Annotated in this window: 22 protein-coding genes and 1 tRNA gene; 6 read left to right on the top strand and 17 right to left on the bottom strand. The window is 70.2% G+C overall.

What is annotated here, in order from left to right:
- Positions 1 to 137: 137 nt before the first annotated feature.
- The 3 genes from AC069R_RS01070 to AC069R_RS01060 are packed head-to-tail and all read right to left on the bottom strand — an operon-like array spanning position 138 to position 3375.
- Complete coding sequence (locus tag AC069R_RS01070) at positions 138 to 1031, bottom strand: carbohydrate ABC transporter permease (protein WP_478763419.1); 894 nt, start codon at positions 1029 to 1031, stop codon at positions 138 to 140.
- Positions 1028 to 2053 carry a carbohydrate ABC transporter permease gene (locus AC069R_RS01065; RefSeq protein WP_478763418.1) on the bottom strand — a complete coding sequence of 342 codons (1026 nt, stop codon included), beginning with the start codon at positions 2051 to 2053 and terminating at the stop codon, positions 1028 to 1030. Before AC069R_RS01065 ends, AC069R_RS01070 begins: the two co-directional genes overlap by 4 nt.
- Positions 2050 to 3375: an ABC transporter substrate-binding protein gene (locus AC069R_RS01060; RefSeq protein ID WP_478763416.1), complete on the bottom strand. Its 1326-nt coding sequence runs from the start codon at positions 3373 to 3375 to the stop codon at positions 2050 to 2052. Before AC069R_RS01060 ends, AC069R_RS01065 begins: the two co-directional genes overlap by 4 nt.
- A gap of 330 nt (positions 3376 to 3705) precedes the next feature.
- Here AC069R_RS01060 and AC069R_RS01055 point away from each other — a divergent pair, with 330 nt between their 5' ends.
- Positions 3706 to 4761 (top strand): LacI family DNA-binding transcriptional regulator, encoded by a 1056-nt coding sequence (locus tag AC069R_RS01055; RefSeq protein WP_478763415.1) that lies wholly within the window; start codon positions 3706 to 3708, stop codon positions 4759 to 4761.
- 86 nt (positions 4762 to 4847) lie between these two features.
- On the opposite strand, the gene AC069R_RS01050 is transcribed toward AC069R_RS01055, so the two are convergent.
- The 4 genes from AC069R_RS01050 to AC069R_RS01035 all read right to left on the bottom strand — a co-directional run bounded on the left by AC069R_RS01050 (position 4848) and on the right by AC069R_RS01035 (position 7767).
- A tRNA-His gene (locus AC069R_RS01050) sits at positions 4848 to 4920 on the bottom strand.
- A 152-nt stretch (positions 4921 to 5072) separates the two neighbouring features.
- Positions 5073 to 5678: an oligoribonuclease gene (gene orn, locus AC069R_RS01045; protein WP_471058304.1), complete on the bottom strand. Its 606-nt coding sequence runs from the start codon at positions 5676 to 5678 to the stop codon at positions 5073 to 5075.
- 96 nt (positions 5679 to 5774) lie between these two features.
- Complete coding sequence (locus AC069R_RS01040) at positions 5775 to 6998, bottom strand: helix-turn-helix domain-containing protein (RefSeq protein WP_478763413.1); 1224 nt, start codon at positions 6996 to 6998, stop codon at positions 5775 to 5777.
- A 379-nt stretch (positions 6999 to 7377) separates the two neighbouring features.
- Positions 7378 to 7767 (bottom strand): hypothetical protein, encoded by a 390-nt coding sequence (locus AC069R_RS01035; RefSeq protein ID WP_478763412.1) that lies wholly within the window; start codon positions 7765 to 7767, stop codon positions 7378 to 7380.
- Between the two features lie 374 nt (positions 7768 to 8141).
- Here AC069R_RS01035 and AC069R_RS01030 point away from each other — a divergent pair, with 374 nt between their 5' ends.
- Entirely contained in the window at positions 8142 to 8669 is a 528-nt protein-coding gene (locus AC069R_RS01030; protein WP_397985813.1) for a universal stress protein, read from the top strand.
- A gap of 58 nt (positions 8670 to 8727) precedes the next feature.
- Here the strand turns inward: AC069R_RS01030 and glmS are convergent, their stop codons facing one another.
- Positions 8728 to 10545 carry a glutamine--fructose-6-phosphate transaminase (isomerizing) gene (glmS, locus tag AC069R_RS01025; protein WP_397985814.1) on the bottom strand — a complete coding sequence of 606 codons (1818 nt, stop codon included), beginning with the start codon at positions 10543 to 10545 and terminating at the stop codon, positions 8728 to 8730.
- Between the two features lie 12 nt (positions 10546 to 10557).
- On the bottom strand, positions 10558 to 10815 hold the full coding sequence (locus tag AC069R_RS01020) for a hypothetical protein (RefSeq protein WP_397985815.1): 258 nt from the start codon (positions 10813 to 10815) through the stop codon (positions 10558 to 10560).
- 173 nt (positions 10816 to 10988) lie between these two features.
- On the opposite strand from AC069R_RS01020, the gene AC069R_RS01015 reads away from it, so the two are divergent.
- Positions 10989 to 12590, top strand: coding sequence for a beta-N-acetylhexosaminidase (locus tag AC069R_RS01015; protein WP_478763409.1), 1602 nt, complete (start codon positions 10989 to 10991; stop codon positions 12588 to 12590).
- Between the two features lie 89 nt (positions 12591 to 12679).
- On the opposite strand, the gene AC069R_RS01010 is transcribed toward AC069R_RS01015, so the two are convergent.
- From AC069R_RS01010 to AC069R_RS00985, 6 genes are all read right to left on the bottom strand, one after another.
- Complete coding sequence (locus AC069R_RS01010) at positions 12680 to 14449, bottom strand: IucA/IucC family protein (RefSeq protein ID WP_478763686.1); 1770 nt, start codon at positions 14447 to 14449, stop codon at positions 12680 to 12682.
- Positions 14446 to 14982, bottom strand: a complete 537-nt coding sequence (locus tag AC069R_RS01005) for a GNAT family N-acetyltransferase (protein WP_478763407.1) — start codon at positions 14980 to 14982, stop codon at positions 14446 to 14448. Before AC069R_RS01005 ends, AC069R_RS01010 begins: the two co-directional genes overlap by 4 nt.
- Complete coding sequence (locus tag AC069R_RS01000) at positions 14979 to 16262, bottom strand: lysine N(6)-hydroxylase/L-ornithine N(5)-oxygenase family protein (protein ID WP_478763405.1); 1284 nt, start codon at positions 16260 to 16262, stop codon at positions 14979 to 14981. Before AC069R_RS01000 ends, AC069R_RS01005 begins: the two co-directional genes overlap by 4 nt.
- The gene (desA, locus tag AC069R_RS00995; protein ID WP_478763404.1) at positions 16246 to 17688 is read right to left on the bottom strand and encodes a lysine decarboxylase DesA; all 1443 of its coding nucleotides are present in this window, start codon (positions 17686 to 17688) and stop codon (positions 16246 to 16248) included. The genes AC069R_RS01000 and desA overlap by 17 nt, the downstream gene beginning before the upstream one ends.
- 132 nt (positions 17689 to 17820) lie before the next feature.
- Entirely contained in the window at positions 17821 to 18666 is an 846-nt protein-coding gene (locus AC069R_RS00990; RefSeq protein WP_478763401.1) for a siderophore-interacting protein, read from the bottom strand.
- Positions 18667 to 18783: 117 nt separating this feature from the next.
- Positions 18784 to 19830 (bottom strand): ABC transporter substrate-binding protein, encoded by a 1047-nt coding sequence (locus AC069R_RS00985; protein WP_478763399.1) that lies wholly within the window; start codon positions 19828 to 19830, stop codon positions 18784 to 18786.
- A 202-nt stretch (positions 19831 to 20032) separates the two neighbouring features.
- On the opposite strand from AC069R_RS00985, the gene AC069R_RS00980 reads away from it, so the two are divergent.
- Positions 20033 to 20215 (top strand): DUF1737 domain-containing protein, encoded by a 183-nt coding sequence (locus AC069R_RS00980; RefSeq protein WP_478763397.1) that lies wholly within the window; start codon positions 20033 to 20035, stop codon positions 20213 to 20215.
- 78 nt (positions 20216 to 20293) lie between these two features.
- On the opposite strand, the gene AC069R_RS00975 is transcribed toward AC069R_RS00980, so the two are convergent.
- Together AC069R_RS00975 and AC069R_RS00970 are read right to left on the bottom strand one after the other, a co-directional pair.
- Complete coding sequence (locus AC069R_RS00975; RefSeq protein WP_478763395.1) at positions 20294 to 20752, bottom strand: NUDIX hydrolase; 459 nt, start codon at positions 20750 to 20752, stop codon at positions 20294 to 20296.
- A 152-nt stretch (positions 20753 to 20904) separates the two neighbouring features.
- Positions 20905 to 21351, bottom strand: coding sequence for an ATP-binding protein (locus AC069R_RS00970; RefSeq protein WP_478763393.1), 447 nt, complete (start codon positions 21349 to 21351; stop codon positions 20905 to 20907).
- A gap of 227 nt (positions 21352 to 21578) precedes the next feature.
- On the opposite strand from AC069R_RS00970, the gene AC069R_RS00965 reads away from it, so the two are divergent.
- Together AC069R_RS00965 and AC069R_RS00960 are read left to right on the top strand one after the other, a co-directional pair.
- The gene (locus AC069R_RS00965) at positions 21579 to 22859 is read left to right on the top strand and encodes an XRE family transcriptional regulator (RefSeq protein ID WP_478763392.1); all 1281 of its coding nucleotides are present in this window, start codon (positions 21579 to 21581) and stop codon (positions 22857 to 22859) included.
- Complete coding sequence (locus tag AC069R_RS00960; protein ID WP_478763390.1) at positions 22856 to 23395, top strand: N-acetyltransferase family protein; 540 nt, start codon at positions 22856 to 22858, stop codon at positions 23393 to 23395. The genes AC069R_RS00965 and AC069R_RS00960 overlap by 4 nt, the downstream gene beginning before the upstream one ends.
- Positions 23396 to 23498 lie beyond the last annotated feature (103 nt).

The following is a 23498-nucleotide window of genomic DNA, read 5'->3' as shown; positions in this document are numbered from 1 at the left end:
CCGGAGGTGGTGGGCGCACCGGGCGGGCGGCCCGCGGGGAAGAGACGGGCGCGGGCCGTGGGGCCGGGCGGAGCGGGCGGGCGAGGAGGCCGGGCGGTGCGGGCCCGGCCCCGCGCGGGGTGATCGGTTCGCCGGGCTCAACCCTTGATCGCGCCCTGCATGATCCCGCCCACGATCTGCTTGCCGAACAGCAGGAAGGCGATCAGCAGCGGCAGGGTGCCCAGCAGCGCGCCCGCCATGATCACCGACTGGTCCGGGACGTAGCCGGTGCCGAGCGCGTTCAGGGCCACCTGCACGGTCGGGTTCTGCTGGTTCAGGGCGATGATCGGCCACAGGAAGTCGTTCCAGGCGAACACGAAGGTCAGCAGGCCGAGCACCGCCATCGCGGGCCGCGCGGCCGGGAAGACCACGTGCCAGACGATCCGCAGACTGCTCGCCCCGTCCACCCGCGCCGCCTCCACCAGCTCCGAGGGCAGCGCCTGCACCAGGTACTGCCGCATGAAGAAGGTGCCGAAGGCGGTCACCAGGCTCGGCAGGATCACCGTCTGGAGCTGGTTGGACCAGCCGAGGTCCGCCATCCACAGATACAGCGGTACGACGGCCAGCTGCGGCGGGATCATCATGGTGCCGATGGTCAGCAGCAACAGCAGCCCGGAGAAGCGGAACCGGAGCTTGGCGAAGGCGAACCCGGCCAGCGTCGCGAACAGCACCGTGCTGACCGTGATGGTGCCCGCCACGAACACCGAGTTGACCATCGCGGTGCCGAGCCCGGCCTGGTCCCAGGCCGCCTGGAGGTTGCTGAACAGATTGCCGCCGAACCACAGCGGCGGCGGGGTCTGCGCCAGCCGCCGGTCGGTGCGGGAGGCCGCGACCGCCGTCCACACCAGCGGGGCGAGCGAGACCAGCGCGAAGACGGTCAGGACGACGTACGTCACCGGTCCCGCGTGCAGTTGCTTGCCGGCGCCCAGCACCCGGCGCCGGGTGCGCGGGGTGTGCGCCTTCGGCGGCAGCGTCAGTTCACTGGTGGTCATTGGGACTTCCTCAGCCGTCGGGTGAGCAGCAGATTGACCGCGGCGATGATCAGCAGGATCAGGAACATCGACCAGGCGATCGCGGACGCCTTGCCGAGGTTGCCGACGATCCAGCCCTGGTCGTACATGTACAGACCGAGCGTCTGGTACTGGTGCTCGGAGCCGCCCTTGGACCCGCTGACCCCGCCGAACAGCAAGGGCTCGCCGAAGAGTTGGGTCGCGCCGATGGTGGAGACCACGACCGTGAACAGGATCGTCGGCCGCAGCTGCGGGACGGTCACATGCCGGAACTGCTGCCAGCGGTTGGCACCGTCGATCGCCGCCGACTCGTACAGGTCGGCCGGGATCGCCTGCATGGCGGCGAGGTAGATCAGCGCGTTGTAGCCGGTCCACCGCCAGATCACGATGGACGACACCGCGAACTGCGAACCCCAGTCGGACTCACGCCAGTTGACCGGACCGACCCCGGCGAAGTGCAGCAGCCAGTTGACCATGCCGCCGTCCCACGAGTACAGCAGCGTGAACACCAGGGTCGCCGCGGCCACCGAGGTGGCGTACGGGGTCAGCATCACCACCCGCCACACGGTGGAGCCGCGCAGCCGGTAGTTGAGCAGATGGGCCAGCCCGAGCGCGGCCAGCAGCTGCGGCACCGTCGAGATCACACCGATGGTGAAGGTGTTCTTCAGGGCGTTCCAGAAGAAGTCCGAGGACAGCAGGTTCCGGTAGTTGGCCAGGCCCGTCCAGGTCTGGTGGTCCAGCGAGGACAGCTGCACATTGTGCAGTGAGTACCAGGCCGTGTAGAGCAGCGGCACCAGGGTAAAGGCCCCGAAGAGGATGAAGAAGGGGGCGACGAACGCGTATGGCGACCCCTTCATGTCCCAGCGGTACAGCCGGCTGCGCCAGGAGCCGGCGGCCGCGGGCCCGGCCGGGCCGCGAGCGCTCCGGGCCGCGCCCGGCGGGGTGCCGGGCGCGGCCTCGGCGCTCGACGCGGAGTGCGCGAGAGCCTCGTCGGAGCTGGTCACTGGCCGAGCACGTCCTTGATCTCCTTGGATGCCGCGTCCCAGCCCTGGGCCGGCGTCTTGCCCTTCTGCTCGACCTGGAGGATGCCGACGTCCGTGATGGCGGTGGTCATCGGCTGGTCCTTGGCGCCGAAGATCTGCGTCGGGATGGTCTTCGCCGAGTCGGAGAAGATCTGGGTGATCGGCGCGTTCGAGAAGTACGCGGTGGTGTCCGCGGCCGGCTTCAGGTCCGGGTAGGCGGCCGGGGTCGAGGGGAAGCTCGCCTGCTTGGCGAAGACCTTCTCCTGCTGGGCGGGCGCGGTCAGCCACTTGGCCAGTGCGATGGCCTCCTTCTGGTGCTTGCCCGCGGTCGGCACACCGAGCCAGGAGCCGCCCCAGTTGGACGCGGTGGGCGCCGCCGCCACATCCCAGTTGCCCTTGCCGGAGTCACCGGACTTCTGCTCGATGTAACCCATCATCCAGGCCGGGCAGGCCACGGTGGCGAAGGAGGCGTTGGCGTAGCCCTGGTCCCAGGTCGGGTCGAACTGCTTGAGCTTCGCCGACATGTCGCTGGTGGCGACGGTCATCGCCACGTCCCAGGCCTTCTTCACCCCTTCCGACTTGTCCCAGATGACATTGCCGTCCTTGTCGTAGTAGCGGTCCGCGGCGCCGCCGAGGGCCGCGTTGTAGACGGAGGCCGCCGAGTCCACGAACTTGGTGCCCTTGGGCGCCTTCTTCATGTACTCCTTGCCGACGTCGACGTACTTGGCCCAGTCGCCCTTCCACATCTGGGCGAGCTTGTCCCGGTCGGTGGGCAGGCCCGCCTTCTGGAACAGGTCCTTGCGGTAGCAGATCGCCATCGGGCCGATGTCGGTGCCGAGCCCGATCAGCTTGCCGTCCTTGGTCGTCGCCTGGGCGTTCTTCCAGTCCAGCCACTGGGACTTGTCGACGTACTTGCCCATGTCGACGAACTTGTCCGCCTGGGTCTGCACGGCCTCGGTGATGTTGCCGATCTCGATGGCCTGAATGTCGTCGGTGCCGGAGCCGGCCTGGAGGCGGGTGAGCACCTTCGGCCAGTAGACGTCGGTGCGGGTGGTGACGTTCTCCTTGATGTTGATGTCCGGGTGGAGCTTCATGTACTCGTCGTAGAGGCCGGCCTGCTTGTAGCCGAAGACGCCGTACGTCCCGACGGTCAGCGTGATCTTCCCCTTGCCGTTGCCGCCGTCCGCGTCGTCCGAGGAGCCGTCCTTGGCGTCCTTGGCGCAGCCGGCCAGCAAACCCGTGGTCAGCGCGGCGACGGCCGCCAGGGCCATCATCCGCCTGGACCGGCGGAAGTTCGTGCGCATTGCGTCCTCCTGTTGCCTGACGTGCCGACCCCCCGGCCGACTGCATGGAATCGGGCCCGTTCGTCACGCGCTGCGGCTCGGGCGGGGAACGTGCGGGTTGTGTAGGTGTCAGGTACTGTGGGAGCGCTCCCACAAGTGATGGCTTGAAGGGTCGTCGGTTCCGAGCGGGGTGTCAAGGGACCGGACGCGGGGGGCCGAGTTCAGTTATCGGAGCGTTAACTGGCCCGCGCGGACGGGGCGTTCGGGCCTCCTGGGGCATACGGAGCCGCCGGGGGCCGGGCGGGACTGTTAGATTCCAGCCAACCGGAGGACGCGAGGGAGGCGGAGCGCATGGCGGGCCAGGGAGTGCGGGGCCGGAGCGGGGGCCGGCCCACGCTGGAGCAGGTCGCCGCGCGGGCGGGGGTCGGCCGGGGCACGGCCTCGCGCGTGATCAACGGCTCGCCCCGAGTGAGCGACGCGACCCGCGCCGCGGTGGAGGCGGCCGTCGCCGAGCTGGGCTACGTCCCCAATACGGCGGCCCGCGCGCTGGCCGCCAACCGCACCGACGCCATCGCGCTGGTCGTCCCCGAGCCGGAGACCCGGTTCTTCGCGGAGCCGTACTTCTCCGACATGCTGCGCGGGGTCGGCGCCGAACTGGCCGACACCGAGATGCAGTTGCTGCTGATCTTCGCGGGCAACGACCGGGAGCGGCGGCGCCTCGCCGAGTACCTGGCGGCGCACCGGGTCGACGGCGTCCTGCTGGTCTCGGTGCACGCCGACGACCCGCTGCCCGACCTGCTGTCCCAGCTGGAGATCCCGGCCGTGGTCAGCGGCCCGCGCTCGGCCGCGGAGACACTCACCTCGGTGGACTCGGACAACTACGGCGGCGCCCGCGCGGCCGTGGAGCACCTGCTGGCCCGCGGCCGCACCCGCATCGCCCACATCACCGGCCGCCTGGACGTCTACGGCGCCCGCCGCCGTGTCGACGGCTACCGCGACGCCCTGCGCGCCGCGGGCCACGAGGTGGACGAACTCCTGATCGAGCCCGGCGACTTCACCGAGGAGGGCGGCCGCAAGGCCATGTCCGCCCTGCTGGCCCGCCGCCCCGGCCTGGACGCCGTCTTCGCCGGCTCCGACGTCACCGCGGCCGGCGCCCGCCAGGTCCTGCGCGAGTCCGGGCTGCGCATACCGGACGACGTCGCCCTCGTCGGCTACGACGACTCCGCCATCGCCCGCCACATGGACCCGCCCCTGACCAGCGTCCGCCAGCCCATCGACCACATGGGCCGCGCCATGATCGACCTCCTGCTGACGGAGATATCCGACAGACGCCCCTCGGGCCCCCGGCGGGGCGAGCGGCGGCACGCGGTCCTGCCGACGGAGCTGGTGGTGCGGGCGTCCTCGTAGGCGGCGCGGGCGGCGGGCGCCGTCTCCAGGAAACGCGAAACAGCCGGTGACCCGTCTTGCGACGGAGTCACCGGCTGTTCACACAGGGTGAGTGACGGGACTCGAACCCGCGGCATCCTGGACCACAACCAGGTGCTCTACCAGCTGAGCTACACCCACCATGACCGGTGCTTGGAAACTTGTCGTTTCCCCGACCGGCCGAGAAGAAGTCTACAGGGTCCGAGGGGGTGCTCGCGCACAGGTTTTCGCGCGGCTCCCCGACGGCCCCCCGCGGGCCCCCAGACGGGGTCCGGGGCGGCCCGCTTCGCCGGCTACTGTGCCGCGGGCAGCACGTGCTTCGCCGCGATCGTCCGCGCCGTCTCCGAGTCCGGTCCGGGCTGCGGCACGAAGATGGCCTCGCGGTAGTAGCGCAGCTCGGCGATGGACTCGCGGATGTCGGCGAGCGCCCGGTGGTTGCCGTTCTTCTCCGGGCTGTTGAAGTACGCCCTCGGGTACCAGCGGCGGGCCAGCTCCTTGACCGAGGAGACGTCCACGATCCGGTAGTGCAGCCAGTCCTCCAGCGTCGGCATGTCGCGCAGCAGGAAGCCGCGGTCGGTGCCGACCGAGTTGCCGCACAGCGGAGCCTTGCCCGGCTCCTTCACGTGCTCCTTGATGTAGGCGAGGACCTGCTCCTCGGCGTCCTGGAGCGTCGTGCCGTTCGGGAGCTCGGCGAGCAGCCCGGACGCGGTGTGCATCTGACGCACCACCTCCGGCATCGTCTCCAGCGCCCGCTCCGGCGGGCGGATGACGATGTCCACCCCCTCGCCGAGTACGTTCAGCTCGGAGTCGGTGACGAGGGCGGCCACCTCGATGAGAGCGTCGTCGGACAGCGAGAGGCCGGTCATCTCGCAGTCGATCCACACCATGCGATCGTTCATGCGACCACCCTAAGACGGACCTCGCCTTTTGGATGCCCCGCGGACGAAGAGAGGGGTGCGGAGCCCGTGCCCCGCACCCCCTTCCCGGACTTCCGGTCAGCTCCCGGAACGCGGCCCCGGAAGCAGGCTCACCGCCCCGGCCGCCGCGGTGCGCCTGCTCTGCATCGGCACCCCGCTGTCCCGCTCGCTGTGCAGCACGGGCATGCCGCTCAGCGGCCCCGGACCCGCCGGTCCCGCGGGCGGCAACGGCTGCCCGGCGCCCTGCTGGAGCGCCGCCTCCGCCTCACCCGGCTTGTCGCCGCCGGGCCGCCGGGCCCGGTACGCGGCCCGGTACGCGGCGGGCGAGGAGCCGAGCTGGCGGCGGAAGTGCCCGCGCAGCGCGACCGGCGAGCGGAACCCGCACCGGCCCGCCACCTCGTCCACCGAGTAGTCCGATGTCTCCAGCAGCCGCTGCGCCTGGAGCACCCGCTGGGTGATCAGCCACTGCAGCGGCGCGCTCCCGGTGAGCGAACGGAACCGGCGGTCGAACGTACGACGGCTCATGTACGCGCGTGCCGCCAGCGTCTCCACGTCGAACTGCTCGTGGAGGTGCTCCAGCGCCCAGGCGACGACCTCGGCGAGCGGGTCGGCGCCGATCTCCTCGGGTAAAGACCGGTCGAGGTAGCGCTCCTGACCGCCCGAGCGGCGCGGCGGGACCACCAGCCGGCGGGCCAGCGCACCGGCCGCCTCGTTGCCGTGGTCCGTCCGCACGATGTGCAGACAGAGATCGATTCCGGCCGCCGTCCCCGCGGAGGTCAGCACGTCGCCGTCGTCGACGAACAGCTCCCGCGGATCGACGTGCACCGACGGATAGCGCTTGGCCAGCGTCGGCGCGTACATCCAGTGGGTGGTCGCCGGGCGGCCGTCGAGCAGCCCGGCGGCCGCGAGCACGAACGCGCCGGTGCACAGCCCTACGATGCGGGCGCCCTCTTCGTGCGCCCGGCGCAGCGCGTCGAGCGCCTCCTCGGGCGGCGGCGCGGTGATCGAGCGCCAGGCCGGTACGACGACCGTACCGGCGCGGGCGATCGCCTCCAGCCCATGCGGGGCGGTGAGTTCGAGACCGCCGGTGGTCCGCAGCGGACCCTCCTCGCCGCCGCACACCAGCAGTCGGTAGCGCGGCACCCCGGCGTCCTGGCGGTCGATGCCGAACACCGACAGCGGTATGGAACTCTCGAAGATGGGGCCGCCGCTGAACAGCAGCACCGCGACGATCTCCTTGCGGCGACGCCCGGACAGTTTCCGGACAGCGGCTTCCGGCGCGGCAGTGGAGTCGTGGCTCATACTGCTAAGCCCCCCTCGGTGGTCGCGGCTCCTCGGTTGTGTCGCTCCTGCACGTTTCCCCTCGGTCCTGCACGAGTCCCCCGCCGTAAAGACAGTCAAGATCGAATCTACTGGGTCCCGCGAACGCACGGTGACCCGTTCCAAATGCGGCACATTGTCGACATGACAACTTGGCGTGAAGCATTCGATCACGAAGCGTTGCACTCGTGGGCCGTGCAGGGAAGTGCACCTCCGGGCAGTGGCCAAACCGCGTAGGGTGCGCAGCGCCCCCTGGACCCTTTCCGTGCAGGTGGAACGGGGGTTGAGGGGTGGTGGGGACCCCACTTGGGCGATATCAAGAAGTTGGCTGAAAAGAAGCGCTTGGAAGCATGGAAACCGGTCAGTCGACCGGTGTCCGCTGCCGGGTGTGACGTCCGCCTCTTTGCATCTCGCAACGCCCGCCGTGCCGCCCGCCGTTCCGGCTCCCGCCCCGGCCGGCGTCCCGCCCGACCCCCCGCGCCCCGCCGCGCCGTGATCCGCGCCCCCGGCCCCGCCCCGCACCCCGGCGTGCGCCGTGCCGTGCCGTGTGCTCCGAACGCCGGAGCAGCAGCCGGCACGCGGCCGTGACGGCGGCCAGCCCCAGGGCGGTGCCCGTGGCGCCGGCGAGCGAGGCGCCGTACCAGAGCAGGACCACCGGGACGAGGACGCAGGTGAAGGCGGCCCAGCGGATCAGCTCGCCGGTGCTGTCCTGCGGGCCGGGTTCCTCGGGGCGGGACCGGTGTCCGGACATCTCGTACTCCCTGTGGCGAGCTGGGCCGGCCGCCGGCGCATGGTGGCGCCCGGTGGCTCCCCGTGGCTCCCCGTGGTGGTGGCTCACCCCCTTCAACGCCCGGCGGAGCGGTCGGTCACCGGCCGTGCGTCCGCGAACCCTGTGCAAAGCGCCTGTACGGGGCAGCAAGCATTGCGTAACGGGCGCGGCTCGTGCATGCTCCGGTGAACCCCTACGGATGTCGGGGGGCCGCTTACGGAGCGTGCAAGGGATCTGTCCTCGGGACGCGTGCCGCCGTACCCTTGGGGGTATGGGGTGGGGAAGATGAATCCCGGACACAGGTCCGCCGCACACTGTCGTCCCGTCCCATAAAGGATCACAACGCCGAGACAGCCATGGCCGGTCACGAATTCTTCGAACCCGCGGACCGCAAGCGACCGGTCGCCGATCCTACGGCGGCCGATCCCCAGGCGGCCGAAGAGTCACGCCCTTCCTGCGACCCCGCCTTCCGGCACGGTGTCGTCGTCGGCTTCGACGGCTCCACCTCCAGCGAGCGCGCCCTCGCGTACGCGATCGGCATGGCGCACCGCTCCCACTCCGGTCTGATCATCGTGCATGTGGCCAACCGGCTGCCCACCACGGTGTGGGCGGGCTGCGAGCCACCGGTCTTCGTGGACGTGCCGGATCACCGTACGGAGGTGCTCGGCCTCGAACTCGCCTGTGCGGACTACCTCTCCGAGGTGCCCTGGATCCTCGTCGAGCGCGGCGGTGACATCTGCCACGAACTCGAGGAGGTGGGGCGGGAGTACGAGGCGGACGCGATCGTCGTCGGCTCCACGCACGGGATCGTGGGCCGGATCTTCGGCTCGGTCGCGGGGCGGCTGGCGCGGCGGGCGCGGCGGCCGGTGATCGTGATCCCCTGAGACGGCGGAACCCCCCGCGCGGCGCACGGGGGGTTCGTTCGTCCGGCTGCGGCGGTCCCTACTCGACCGTCACCGACTTCGCCAGGTTCCGCGGCTTGTCGATGTCGCGGCCCAGGGCCTTCGCCGTGTGGTAGGCGAGGAGCTGGAGCGGGATGCCCATCAGGATCGGGTCGAGTTCGTCCTCGTTCTTCGGGACGACGATCGTCTGGTCGGCCTTCTCCTGGTGCCGGTGGGCCACGGCGAGGATCTTGCCCGAGCGGGCCTTGATCTCCTCCAGGGCGGCGCGGTTCTTCTCCAGCAGATCGTCGTCCGGGATGATCGCGACCGTCGGCAGGGCGGGCTCGATCAGGGCCAGCGGGCCGTGCTTCAGCTCGGAGGCGGGGTAGGCCTCGGCGTGGATGTAGGAGACCTCCTTGAGCTTGAGGGAGGCCTCGCGGGCGACCGGGTAGCCGCGGACCCGGCCGATGAACAGCATCGAGCGGGCGCCGGCGTACAGCTCGGCCAGCTCCTTGATCTGCTCCTCCTGCTTGAGGATCTCGGTGATCTGGTCGGGCAGCCGGCGCAGGCCCTCGATGATCCGCTTGCCGTCGCGCACCGAGAGGTCGCGGGTGCGGCCCAGGTGCAGCGCGAGCAGCGCGAAGGCGACCGTGGTGTTGGTGAAGCACTTGGTCGAGACGACGCAGACCTCGGGGCCCGCGTGCACATAGATCCCGGCGTCCGCCTCACGGGCGATCGCGGAGCCCACCACGTTGACGACGCCGAAGACCCGCGCGCCCTTGCGCTTGAGCTCCTGCACGGCGGCGAGCACGTCGTACGTCTCACCGGACTGGGAGACCGCGACGTACAGCGTGTCGGGGTCCACGACCGCGTTGCGGTAGCGGAACTCGGAGGCCGGCTCGGCGTCCGCGGGGATCCGGGCCAGCTCCTCGATCATCTGGGCGCCGATGAGCCCCGCGTGGTACGAGGTGCCGCAGCCGAGGATCTTCACCCGGCGGATCTGCCGGGCCTCGCGGGCGTCCAGGTTGAGGCCGCCGAGGTGCACGGTGGAGAAGCGGTCGTCGATCCGGCCGCGCAGCACCCGGTCCACCGCGTCGGCCTGCTCGAAGATCTCCTTGTGCATGTAGGTGTCGTGGCCGCCCATGTCGTACGACTCGGCCTCCCACTCCACCGTGGTGGGCTCGGCGGTGGTGCGCGTGCCCTCGGTGGTGTAGGTGCGGAAGTCGTCGGCCTTGAGGGTGGCCATCTCGCCGTCGTCCAGCGTCACTATCTGCCGGGTGTGCATGACCAGCGCGGCGATGTCCGAGGCGACGAACATCTCCTTCTCGCCGATGCCGAGCACGACCGGGGAACCGTTGCGGGCCACCACGATCCGGTCCGGGAAGTCGGCGTGCAGCACGGCGATGCCGTACGTGCCCTCGATCAGCCGGACCGCCTGGCGGACCTTGTCCTCCAGCTTCTCGGCGCCGGCGCGGGCGATGAGGTGGGTGAGCACCTCGGTGTCGGTCTCGGAGAGGAACTCGACGCCCTCCGCCTCCAGCTTGCGGCGCAGGTCGGCGGCGTTGTCGATGATGCCGTTGTGCACGACGGCGACCTTGTTGTCGGCCGACATGTGCGGGTGGGCGTTCACGTCGGAGGGGGCGCCGTGGGTGGCCCAGCGGGTGTGGGCGATGCCGGTGGTGCCCTTGAAGCGCGCCGGGACCTTGGCCTCCAGGTCGCGCACCCGGCCCTTGGCCTTGACCATCTTCAGGCCGGGCGCCTTCGGGGAGGTGACCACGATGCCCGCGGAGTCGTACCCGCGGTACTCCAGCCGCTGGAGGCCCTCCAGGAGGAGGGGGGCGACATCACGCTTCCCGATGTAACCGACAATTCCGCACATATACAGGTATTCCTAGCCGTAGACGATGCGGCGCAGCTGCCTGAGCGTCAGCTCGGGCGGTGCCACCGCTCGATATCTGAGGTCCGCCCCGATCCGTTCGAAGATCTCCGCGTTCACCAGGCCGCGGGCCTGGAGTTCGCGGTGGCGGCGACGGACGAAATCCTCCGTCGACTCGTCGAAATAGGCGAGCACGTCCTGGATCACCCGCAGCGCCTCGCCCCTGCCGAGGGGCGTCGACCGCGTCAGATGATCTACGAGTTCGTCGTGCACCCGTAGATCCTCGGGTACCGGCGTCGGTTTCGCAAGAATCCTGCCCGATATCGGGCACCGGGGTGCCGGGTGGCGCGCTGAACTCCTGTTCGCCCACTGTGTCCTACGTCACTCCAGCTCCCTTGCCGCCCCCGGTGGGACAGTGGTCCCGACAAGACCCGAAGGGAGCGCATGTGACACGGAATGACCGTACGACTCCCCGAACCGCCCGCGTCCTTGGTTCGCTGCTGCTCGTCGCGGCGGCCGGCGTCTTCACCCTCGGCGCCGCCCCCGCCCCGCCCGAGGCCCGCGCCACCCCGCTGAACCAGGTGATCCCGGCCCCCGCCTCCGTCACCCCCGGCGGCGCCCCGTACCGCATCACCCGCGGCACCGCTGTCCGCGTGGCCGGCCCGGCCGCGGTCCGCCGCGTCGGCGCCTACCTCGCCGGCATCCTGCGGCCCTCCACCGGCTACCCGCTGCCGCTCACCGGGCACGGCAGCGGCGGCATCCGGCTGCGCCTGGCGAAGGGCGGCTACGGCGCCGAGGGCTACCGGCTGAGCAGCAACCCCTCCGGTGTCACGCTCACCGCGAGCGCCCCGGCCGGCCTCTTCCACGGTGTGCAGACGCTGCGCCAACTCCTCCCGGCCGCCGTCGAGAAGAAGACCGTCCAGCGTGCGAGCTGGCAGATCGCCGGCGGCACCATCGAGGACCACCCCCGCTACGCCTACCGCGGCGCCATGCTGGACGTCTCCCGGCACTTCTTCACCGTCGCCCAGGTGAAGCGGTACATCGACGAACTCGCCCTCTACAAGGTCAACGAGCTGCATCTGCACCTCAGCGACGACCAGGGCTGGCGCATCGCCATCAACTCCTGGCCCCGGCTCGCCCGTTACGGCGGCGGCACCGAGGTCGGCGGCGGCAAGGGCGGCTTCTACACCCAGGACGAGTACCGGCAGCTCGTCTCCTACGCCGCCTCCCGCTACATGGAGGTCGTGCCGGAGATCGACATGCCCGGCCACACCAACGCGGCCCTCGCCTCCTACGCGAAGCTGAACTGCGACGGCGTGGCGCCCCCGCGCTACACCGGCACCGAGGTCGGCTTCAGCTCGCTGTGCGTGTCCAAGGACGTCACCTACACCTTCGTGAACGACGTCATCGGGGAACTGGCCGCGCTCACGCCGGGCCGCTATCTGCACATCGGCGGCGACGAGGCGCACTCCACCAGCCACGCCGACTACGTGACCTTCATGGACCGCGTGCAGCCGATCGTCGCGAAGTACGGCAAGACGGTCATCGGCTGGCACCAGCTCACCGGCGCCCACCCGGCCAAGGGGGCGCTCGCCCTGTACTGGGGGCTGGACAGCACCAGCGCGGCCGAGAAGGAGCAGGTCGCCGCGGCCGCGCGGAACGGCACGGGGCTGATCCTGTCCCCGGCCGACCGGGTCTACCTCGACATGAAGTACACCAAGGACACCCCGCTCGGGCTCAGCTGGGCCGGGCTGGTCGAGGTCCGGCGGTCGTACGACTGGGATCCGGGCGCCTATCTGCCGGGCGCCCCCGCGTCGGCGGTCAAGGGGGTGGAGGCGCCACTGTGGTCGGAGACGCTGAAGACGCCGGCCGACATCGACTACATGGCGTTCCCGCGGCTGCCGGGCGCGGCCGAGCTGGGCTGGTCGCCCGCCGCCACCCACGACTGGGACACCTACCAGGTACGGCTGGCCGCGCAGGCCCCGCGCTGGGACGCCCTCGGCATCGGGTACTACCGGTCGCCGCAGGTGCCCTGGACCGACGGCTGAGCGGAAGGTGAACGGGCGCCCCGGAGGACCGTACTCCGGGGCGCCCGCCCGTCCGCGCCCAACGCGGCTGCCCGGTACAGGCGTTGGTGTCAGCGACCGGCCAGTGGGTTGCGCAGCGTGCCCACCAGCTGGAGCGCCGCGGAGGGGTCCGCGAGGTCCACCATCTGCCGGTTGTCGCGCAACTGGAGCCGGTTGAGGCAGGACAGCGCGAACTCGGGGGCGAACAGGTCGTACTGCCGGAACCGGTCGGCGAGTTGGGGATTCGCCTCCTGGTACTCACGGGAGACCTCCGCGACCGTGCGCCAGAACTCGTCCTCGGTGAGGACTCCTTCGGCGGCGAGGTTCGCGGACAGGAAGCGGAAGAAGCAGTCGAAGACGTCGGTGAAGATCGACAGCAGCTTCTGGTCCTTGGGGATGTCGGCCCGGATGCGGGCGACCTCCGGCGGCAGCACGGCGTCCGGGTCCATCACCACGATCTCCTCGGCGATGTCCTTGTAGACGGCCCGCTGCACGACCCCGTCCCGCAGCACCAGGATGGTGTTCTCGCCGTGCGGCATGAACGCCAGGTCGTAGGCGTAGAGGCTGTGCAGCAGCGGGGTGTAGTAGGCCCGCAGGTACCGGCGCAGCCATGCGGCGGGTTCGAGTCCGGACCGTTCGATCAGGGCGCCCGCGAAGGACGCGCCCTCGTGGTCGACGTGCAGCAGGGAGGCCATGGTGGCGAGCGTCTCGCCGTCCTGGAGGGAGGGCACCGGGCTCTCCCGCCACAGCGCGGCCAGCATCTTGCGGTAGGGGGAGTAGCGGTCGGTGGCCCGCTCGTACTCCAGGTGCCGGTAGCCGACGGCGGCCCGTTCGCGGATGATCGTCAGGCCGCTGCCCTTGAGCACCGGGTCGCCCTCGATGAGCTGCGCGAGCCAGTCGTTGATGGCGGGGGTCGCCTCCATGTAGGCGGCCGAGAGTCCGCGCATGAAGCCCATGTTGAGGACGGACAGGGCCGTCTTCACATAGTGCTTGTGCGGGGCGCTGGTGTTGAAGAAGGTCCGGATGGACTGCTGGGCCAGGTACTCGTCGTCGCCCTCGCCGAGCGGGACGAGGTGCCTGCGGGCCACCTCCGCCGCGAAGGTGACGGACAGCTTGTTCCACCACTGCCAGGGGTGGACCGGGATGAGGAGGTAGTCGGCCGGGTCGAGGCCCTGCCCGGTCAGCGTCCGCCGGAACCGCTCGACGGTCTCCTCGCCCAACTCGGCCCGGACGAAGCCCTCGTACTCGATGCCGGCGCCCGCCGTGAACGCGGCGCGGGAGCGGTGCGCGGCCAGCCACAGCAGCCGGACGGGGTGCGCGGTCTCCGGGGCGTACGCCAGGTACTCGTGGACCCCGAAGCCGAGCCGCCCGTTGTTCGCGACGAAGCAGGGGTGGCCCTCGGTCATCCCGGTCTCGATCGCCTGGAAGCCGCTCGACGCCAACTCGGCGGAGGTGAGCTGGTGTTTGGCGAGCTTGTAGCAGGTGCCGGAGAGGGTGGAGGAGATCTCCTCTAGGTAGACGGGCAGGATGGCGTCGCTCAGGCCCAGGGAGTCCTTCAGCTCGATGAAGAAGTCCAGGGCGGCGAGCGGGAGTTCCGCGCCGTCGCGCCGCCGGGTGATCGAGCCGGCGTCCACCTCCCAGTGGTCGAGGGCGCGCCGCACGGCGGTGAACCGGTAGGCGGTGAGGCCGTCGTCGCTGCGGACGACGTAGCCCCCGCCGTCCTCCTCGGGGGTGATCAGGCGCTCGTGCGCGAACTCGGCGAGCGCCTTGCGGAGCAGCAGCCGGTTGGCCCGCGCCCAGCGCTCGGGGGACAGATGGGCCACGGACTCGGCGGGCGTCAGCACGCGGACACCGCCTTCGTGAACTGCTCGCGGGTGCAGAAGCTCAGCAGGGCCGTCTTCTCCGGCTTGCGTATCTCACGCTCGGCCACGAACCCGACGGCCGCGTTCAGCGCGTGCACCGCCTTGTTGCGCACGTCCGGCTCCACGACCACGCGCTCGACGGCCGGGTCCGCGAAGAGATGGGCCATGACGGCGGTGATGACGGCCTTGGTGAACCCGTGCTCGGGGGTGTCGGTCGCGGGGGTCAGGAAGTGCATCCCGACGTCGCCCGGCCGCGGCTCGTAGAGGCCGACCAGCTCCCGGTGGACGGGGTCGTACTTCTCCATGAGGAAGGCGGGGACGCCGTCCCGGAGCCCGAGCAGCGCGTGGTGGTGCTCGTCGGCGGCTATCTCCATGTACGCCCGCTCGACGTCCTCCAGTTTCGCCTCCCGCATCATCCAGAAGGCGGCCTTCGGGTGGGTGACCCAGGAGTGCAGCAACTCGGCGTCCCGGAGCGGGTCGACGGGCCGGAAGGTGAAGGTCGGGGCGGTCATACGGCGAACTCCTGGAAGGCGATGGACTTCTCGACCGGGTAGTACTCGCTGCCGAGCACCTCGCGGATGATGCACGCGTTGCGGTACGGGCCCATGCCCAGGTCGGGGCTGGTGATGCTGTGGGTGTGGACGCCGGCGTTCTGGAGGAAGACGCCGCGCCCGGTGACGTCGATGGCGTAGTTGCGGGCCACGTCGAAGCGGCCGTGGCCGTCGAAGCGCAGCCGCTCGCGCAGCGGGGCGAGGAAGGCCGGGGGCGCGTAGTGGTAGCCGGTGGCCAGCACCAGCCCCTCGGTGCGGATCTCGAAGTCCTTGCCCTGCTCGTCCTGGCGGAAGCCCAGGGTGTACGCCTCACCGTCGTAACGGGCGCTGTTCAGCGAGGAGTTGGTGAGCAGCCGGGTCGGCACCGGCCGGTCCCCGCTCGCCACGTTCTTCTGGTACAGCAGGTCGAAGATCGCGTCGATGAGGTCCGAGTTGATGCCCTTGAACAGGCCCTTCTGCTGCTTCTCCAGCCGGTAGCGGGTCTCCTCGGGCAGCGCGCGGAAGTAGTCGATGTAGTCCGGGGAGGTCATCTCCAGGGTCAGCTTGGTGTACTCCAGCGGGAAGAACCGGGGGGAGCGGGTGACCCAGTTGAGCTGGTAGCCGTGGACGTCGATCTCGGACAGCAGCTCGTAGTAGATCTCGGCGGCGCTCTGCCCGCTGCCGACGACCGTGACGGACTTCTTCCGCTGCAACTCCGCCTTGCGGTGCATGTACTGGGAGGTGTGCAGCAGGTCCCCGCCGAGGTCCCGGCAGGCCTCGGGGAGGTAGGGCACCGTGCCGGTGCCGAGCACGAGGTGCCGGGCGCGGACGGTGTCGCCGGCCGCGGTCCGCACGGCGTACAGGCCGTCCTCGTACGACACCTCGGTGACCGTCGTGCCGAAGCGGACGCTGCTCAGCTTGCCGGCGGCCCAGCGGCAGTAGTCGTCGTACTCCACCCGCAGCGGGTAGAAGTTCTCGCGGATGTAGAAGGAGTACAGCCGGCCCTTCTCCTTCAGGTAGTTGAGGAAGGAGTACGGCGAGGTGGGGTCGGCGAGGGTGACCAGGTCCGACATGAACGGGGTCTGGAGGTGGGCGCCGTCCAGGAACATCCCGGCGTGCCACTCGAAGCCGGGCTTCGACTCCAGGAAGACGGCGTCCAGTTCGGCGATCGGCTCGGTCAGGCAGGCGAGGCCGAGGTTGAAGGGGCCGAGCCCGATCCCCACGAGGTCGTGGATGCGGCTGGGTTCAGGAAGCGCGGTCAAGGGACTCTCCCAGGTACTGCTCGGCGTGGCCGGCGATGAGATCGAGGACGGCGGCGATGTCGGACACCGTCGTCTCGGGGTTGAGCAGGGTGAACTTCAGGTAGTGGCGGCCGCCCACCTTGGTGCCCGCGACCACCGCGTCACCGGAGGCGAACAGGGCCTTGCGGGCATGGAGGTTGGCGCGGTCGATCTCGGCCGGGTCGGTGACGGCGGCCGGGACGTAGCGGAAGACGAGGGTGGACAGGGACGGCTCGACCACCACGTCGTAGCGCGGGTCGGCGGCGAGCAGGTGCCAGCCCTGGACGGCCAGGTCGCAGACCTCGTCGAAGAGTCCGCCGATGCCGTCGGCGCCCATCACGCGCAGCGTCAGCCACAGCTTGAGGGCGTCGAAGCGGCGGGTGGTCTGGAGGGACTTGTCGACCTGGTTGGGGATGCGCTCGCGCACCGCGCGGCGCGGGTTGAGGTACTCGGCGTGGTAGGTGGCGTGCCGCAGGGTGGCCCCGTCGCGCACCAGCACGGCGGACGAACTCACCGGCTGGAAGAAGGACTTGTGGTAGTCGACGGTCACCGAGTCGGCACGCTCGATGCCGTCGATGCGGTGCCGGTACTTGCGCGAGGCGAGCAGCCCGCAGCCGTAGGCCGCGTCCACGTGCAGCCACGCGCCGTGGCGGTCGCACAGCTCGGCGATCTCGGGCAGCGGGTCGATGGAGCCGAAGTCGGTGGTGCCGGCGGTGGCGACGACCGCCATGGGCACCAGGCCCTCGGCGTGGCAGCGCTCCAGCTCGCGGGCCAGGGCGACGGTCTGCATCCGCTTGTCGCGGTCGACGGGGACGGTGACGACCGCGTCGGGGCCGAGCCCGAGCAGTTTCGCCGACTTCTGCACGCTGAAGTGGCCGGCCTCGGAGGCGAAGATCCGCAGTTTCGCGAGGTCGCCGTTCTTGGCCTCCTCGCGGGCCAGCAGCAGCGCCTGGAGGTTGGACTGGCTGCCGCCGGAGGTGAACACGCCGTCCGCGGCGGGCCCGAGGCCTATCCGCGCGGTCGTCCAGTCGATCAGCTTGCGCTCGATGAGCGTGCCGCCGGCCGACTGGTCCCAGGTGTCCAGCGAGGAGTTGACCGCGGAGAGCACGGCCTCGCCGAGCACGGCCGGGATGACGACCGGGCAGTTGAGGTGGGCGAGGTAGCGGGGGTGGTGGAAGTAGACCGCGTCCTTCAGGTAGACGTCCTCCAGCTCGTCGAGGACGGCGGCGGTGTCGCCGAGCGGGCGGTCGAGGTCGATGGCGTCGACGCGGGGGGACAGCTCGTCCACGGTGACGCCGGTGAACGGGCGCTCGGTGGCGGCGAGTTTGGCCGCCACCCGCTCGACTCCTTCGGTCACGGAGCGGCGGTAGTGCTCCGCCGTGCGGCCATTGAGCAGGTGGGAGCGCATGGGGGGTCCTCCGGGGGGAAGTCCGTGGGGATTAACTTAGGTTAGCCTAACCTAAGTTTCTTGGATCAAGGCACACGGGTGCGGGGAACGCTTGCGAAACGGGGTGGGGCGGCTGTTCGGCGCCGCCCGGAACTACTCGCCGGCCGCGCGGAGCTGTTCCTCGGTCAGTCCGCGCCGCCAGTACCCGACGAAGGTCACCCGGCGCCGGTCGACCCCGCGCTCCTGGACGAAGTGCCGCCGCAGCGCCTTCACCTGACCGGACTCGCCGGCGATCCAGACGTACGGGCGCCCCGTGGGCGGGAGTTGGGCGCCGCGCACGGCGTCGAGGGGGTCGGAATCGCCCGCGCCCCGCACCAGCCAGGTGATCTCCGCGTCGGCGTCCGTGCGCACGTCCTGGATGTCACCGGCGTGCGGCACCTGGAGCCAGGCGCGCACGCGGGTGCCCGCCGGAAGGGACTCCAGGGTCGCGGTGGCGGCGGGCACGGCGGTCTCGTCGCCCCACATCACCACCAGATCGGTGTCCTCGGGCGGGCGGAACCGGATGGCCCGGTTGTCGGCGAGCACGGGCCCGAGTACCAGTACCCGGTCGCCGGGGACGGCCCGTGCGGCCCACCGGGAGGCGGGTCCCGCGGGGGTGGCGGCGCCGGGACCGACCCCGTGCAGGGCGAAGTCGATGTCGACCTCGTCCGGGTCGCGGCGCAGCTCCCGCAGGGTGTACGAGCGCATCACGGCCCGTACGTCGTCCGGCAGTTCCCGCCACGCCTGCCACCATCCGTCCCCCAGGTCGAGCGGTACGACGGGCTCTTGCTGGCCGGGGTGCGGCAGGAACAGCGAGAGGGACTGGTCGCGCCCCTCGGAGCGGAAGTCGCACAGCTCGCTCCCGCCGAAGGTGACCCGGACGAGAGACGGCCCGAGCCGCCGCGTCCGTACGACCTGGAGGGAGAAGAACCGGTAGGGGGCGGCAACGGCCGTGGTCATGGGGGCTCCTGGGGGAAGCGGGGGGACGGCGGCGAACCTGGGGGGGCGGCCAGTCCGGCCACGACGCACCGGCGTACGCGGCCGGGCCGGGCCGCCCCTGCGATCGGGGTGCGGTGCCTAGCTGACCTTCTTCGCCTTCTCCAGCGCCTCGGCGAGCGTCGTCAGCAGCGGTACGCACTTGTCGTACGACAGGATCGGCTCGGGCGACCGCGCGATGACCTGGCCCGCCTTCACCGCCGGCAGCTTCTTCCATGTCGGCTGGGTGATGTCCGCGGGCTGGATGGCGGAGGACCGGTCGTCCATCATGATGATGTCGGCCTGGTACTTGTCGACGTTCTCCCAGCTCAGCGACTCGTACCAGCCGCCGCCCTGCTTCTTCGCGCTCTCCGGCGGCTCCACGAAGTTCACGCCGAGGGCCTTGAAGTACTCCAGGTCGACGGAGAGATGCGTGCCCGAGACGTAGAACAGCTGGTCGCTGGCGCTGCCGGCCATCACCTTGATGTGCGGCTTGGCCTTGGCGGCGGCCCGCAGCCGGGCGGCTGCCGCCTCGAACCGCTTCTTGGCGTCGGTGACCTTGGCGGCCTTCATGTCGCCGCCGAGCGACTCGGCGAGGTCCCACATCCGCTGGAGCGGCTGGGTGAGCTGGCGGTCGTAGACGGAGATGCCGACGCTGGGGGCGAGTTCGGCTATCTGCTTGGCGGACTGCTCCGGGACGTACCAGAGGGTGCCGGCGCCGTCGAACATCGTGGTGATCAGCACGTCGGGGGAGAGGGCGGCGTACTTCTCGACGTTGAACTGGCCCCAGGTGTTGCCGAGGACGGTCACCTTGCTGACGTCCATGTCGCCGGCCTGGACGTCGGGCTTGCCGCCCTTGGTCGTGGTGGGGCCGAAGACGCCCTTGACCTGGACGCCGTAGTCGTAGAGCGCGGCGCCGACGCCGGTGAAGGCGACGATGTTCGCCGGCACCTTGTCGAGCTTCACGGTCTTGCCGCGGTCGTCCTTGAACGACCAGGGTCCCGACTTCGCCGCGGCCGACCCGCTGCCGGCGCCCTTGGCTTTGCCCTTGTCGCCCCCGCAGGCCGCGAGCGCGACGCCGAGCCCTGCGGCGCCGCCCGCGGCGAGCAGGCCGCGGCGGGAGAGATGGATGGCACGGGCATGGGACATGGGGAGGACCGCTTTCAAACGGGGCGCGACGCCCGCCGGACAAGTGCGATGCTTAGGTTAGCCTAACCTTCTTGTCTGTCCAGGGTGCGGGGCGGTTTCCCGCGCGTGTGGAACTCGTCCGGGAGAGGCGGCTCCATGGGCCCTGGCTGGAGCTACAGGGGCCCGCGTCCCGATGACAGCCCCGCCTGCGACCCTTGCCCCCATGAGCGCACCCCCCGGCGGCCTCCCCGCCTACCGCGTCCTCACCGGCCCCGACGACGCCGCCTTCTGCCACCGGGTCAGCGAGGCACTGGCCCTCGGCTACGAACTCCACGAGGGCCCCGCCGTCACCTTCGACGGCGAACGGGTCATCGTGGCCCAGGCACTGCTCTGGCCGTCCCGCTGACAGGAGAAGGGCCGCATGCGCACCCGGCTCGCGGGACTACGCCACCCCGGTGCTTCGCTTCTCGACTCGTCGGAGTGATCAATGTCCATTGGGTGAGGTGGTCGGTGTCCGGGACGCGAGGAGCAGGGCCAGGGGACCGCCCTGCAGGAGGAAGCGTCCATTGCCGACGGCTTCGAGTGCTTCCTCCAGTGACCACCATGTGAGTTTGAAATCCGGCTCCCACGGCATGAGTTGCTGGGGCCCGCAGGTGAGCTGGTCTGCTTGGAAAAGGTGGACGCTGGCGGCGGAGTCGAGACTCATGGCGTACGAGCCCAGATGCCGCCAATGCCGAGCGGTGACGCCGGCCTCTTCGAGGAGCTCTCTGCGGGCGCACTGTTCAGGGGTTTCTCCCGCCTCTGCCCTGCCGCCGGGCAGGAACAGGTACTCGCCGCCATGCCGAGGGAACTCCGCGGTCAGGACGGCGATCCGCCCGTGGTTGTCGCGAGCCACGATCACGGAGGCATCGGGCCCTGCGTCACTGCCATGGGTGTCGGCCATGCTCGGTGAGCGTAGCCGCCGGGACGAGCGTTGCGGCGAACGGCACGTTCAGCACCGTTGGGTGGGCGATGCCGCGGCCGTGGTGGCCGTCCGTGGAGTACCGCGAAGTTGTGCGGCGCGGTCCAGTCCACGTCGCTCGTCGGGAACGGAAATCACGTTGCCGCCTCCAGCTCCGCCCAGGTCTTCTTGCCCCAGGGGCCGCGGATCGGGTGGCTGCCGAGAAGGGTGTAGCCCCAGCGGTCCGCGAGTGCGTCGATCAGGAGCAGACCCCGGCCGGATTCGTCGTCGGCGCCGGCGGAGCCGAGAACGGGCAGGCGTGAGGGTGCCCGGTCCACCACCCCGATGTGCACCCGTGCCGGGTCCGGCCGCCCGACGAGGAGGCGGAGTGAGTGGCACGAGGTGTGTCTGGCGGCGTTGGCGACCAGTTCCGAGACGATCAGTTCGGCGGTGTCGGTGAGGTGGTCGAGGTGCCAGGCGCCGAGGGCGTGACGGACGAGTCCGCGTCCGCGTCCGGCCGTCTCCGGCGCGCAGGGGAAGGTCTGGCTGTAGGCGGGGTGCCCGGTGGAAGTGGTCCGCGCCGATGTGTTGAGACCCGTCATGGTGTGGAGCCTTCGCTGGTGTCGTTGCCTGTGCCTGAACCCGCATGCTTGGAGGCAGTTCGGGCCGTCAACAGCCGCCTCCTGAGGGAGGAGCGGCCGATGCTTAGACAACTCCCCTCTTTGCCTGGGCAGTTAGGGCGATCGATTGCCCTTTCGGTGGGACGCCCTAGGGTGATTTGGTGATTCCTTTATCTGACGGGCTGGAATCATGGCGATACTGTGCGCGCATGAACGCCACCACGCGCAACACCGTTCTCGAAGCGTGGATGAAAGAGCACGGATACAGCTCCAACACCTTCGCCGAAGCCGTCAACTCGGCCGTTGAACGGCTCACCGGGCACGCCAGCGGACACGACGGTGCATCGGTCCGGGACTGGAAGTCCGGTCGGGTCAGATGGCCGAAGTCGGCAACTCGCAGGGCGATTGAAGAGGTCACAGGGCTGCCCGCTACTGCTTTGGGGTTTGTGCCCAAAGGACGCAAGCCGTCGGCACCGGCTTCGATGCAGGAGGACCCCGACACCATGAAGCGCCGCTCCCTCGTCGGAGGCATCCTTGCTACTGCTGCCCCAGTCGCAGTCCGGGCGTCGTCGAGCCAGCGCATCGGTATGAGTGACATCGAGCGCTTGCACCAGCGCTTTGCCGAGATCGTCAAACGCGATCACCGGCACGGCGGCCAACTCGGCGTAGAGCAGCAAGCCAGCACACTTGCTGATGCTGCGCTTCAGCTCCAGAACACGAGCAGCGCCTCGCAACGCGTACGAAGCAGCTTGTACGCCGCCGCCGCTGCGTTCCGTTCGTCAGCGATGTGGGCAGCCATCGACGGCCGCCGCTACGGCGACGCGCACGCCCACATGCGTGAGGCCCAAGTCCTCGCCGAACTGTCGGGGGAGCAGGCGATCAAGTTCCGCATCTGGAGCCACGCGGGAACCATGTACCGGCACATGGGCCGTCCCGCAGAAGCCCTTGCCGCCAACGACGTCGCGCGCAATCTGCACATCACGCGACGAGACCCCTTGTTCGCAAGCCTCGGCCTGGCTCGGGAGGCGGCCATCCGAGGAGTGGGTCAGGACAGTACCGGAACCCGTCGCGCATTCGACCAGGCGCAAGACGCCATGCTCCGGGCTGATCCACACGCCCACAGGCCACTGTGGCTGCTCGCCTTCTACGACCAGGCCGAATTGGACTCCTTGGCCCTGTCGGCGTACCTGTCACTCGGTGATTACCAGACAGCCGAGTTCCACGCTCATCGTTGTCTTTCCGCCCTGCGCCCCCACATGGTCCGTTCCAGGGCTATCGCTACGACGCGTTTGGCGCACGCGCAGCTCGGGCAGGGCGACGCCGACGCGGCGACGGAAACCGCTATGACGGTCCCTGCCGAGGCCGCTACCCAACACGCCCGTGTGTCCAGCATGCTTCAGGGGTTCGGCACGGCACTGAAGGCGACCGCGCCGGGCGGTACTGCCGTGCACACCTGGACCGAGCACGTCGCCGCTTGGAGGACCGCATGACTCCGGTACATGTCGCAGAACTTCGTACGTTCACGGAACTTGGCGCTGTTCGTGCCGACTTGCTCGACGTGTACGCCGATGTGCGCGCGCCACTGCTCCATCTGCCGAACTACGCCGTGACCACCTTCGGCGAGCGCCTGGACCGGCACGGCGGCGAACCCGGTTTCACGGCCGTTCTCGGATACGCGGCCGGGCAGGCCGTCGGCTACGCCTACGGCAACGCCATCGAACACGGTGACCGGTACTGGCGGCGCACGTCGCCGGAGCCGGCGGACGACTACACCAAGCGTGCGGCATTCGCCCTCAAGGAGATCGGCGTACGACCCGCGTGGCGAGGCACCGGGACTGCACGGCGCATCCATGACGAGCTGATCGCCGCCCGCGAGGAGCCGTACGTGACCCTCATGGTCAACAAAGCCGCCGGTGACGGCAAGGTCCATGCGCTCTACCGCTCATGGGGATATGAGGACATCGGAGAGAGCCAGCCATCACCGGCCTCACCGGCTCTCACGGTGATGATCCGCGCCACGAGGTGACCCGGACGCCGGGGGGGGGGGGGGGGGGGGGGTGGGGGGTGGGCCTCGTCGCTTCCCACCACACCCGCGAAGTCTCCCTCCCTCGTCCCTCCCCTTGCGCCTG

It is taken from the genome of Streptomyces sp. NPDC043952, assembly GCF_056435325.1.
Note: the sequence above shows the minus strand (reverse complement) of the source record. Positions and strands in the feature narration are given on the sequence as shown.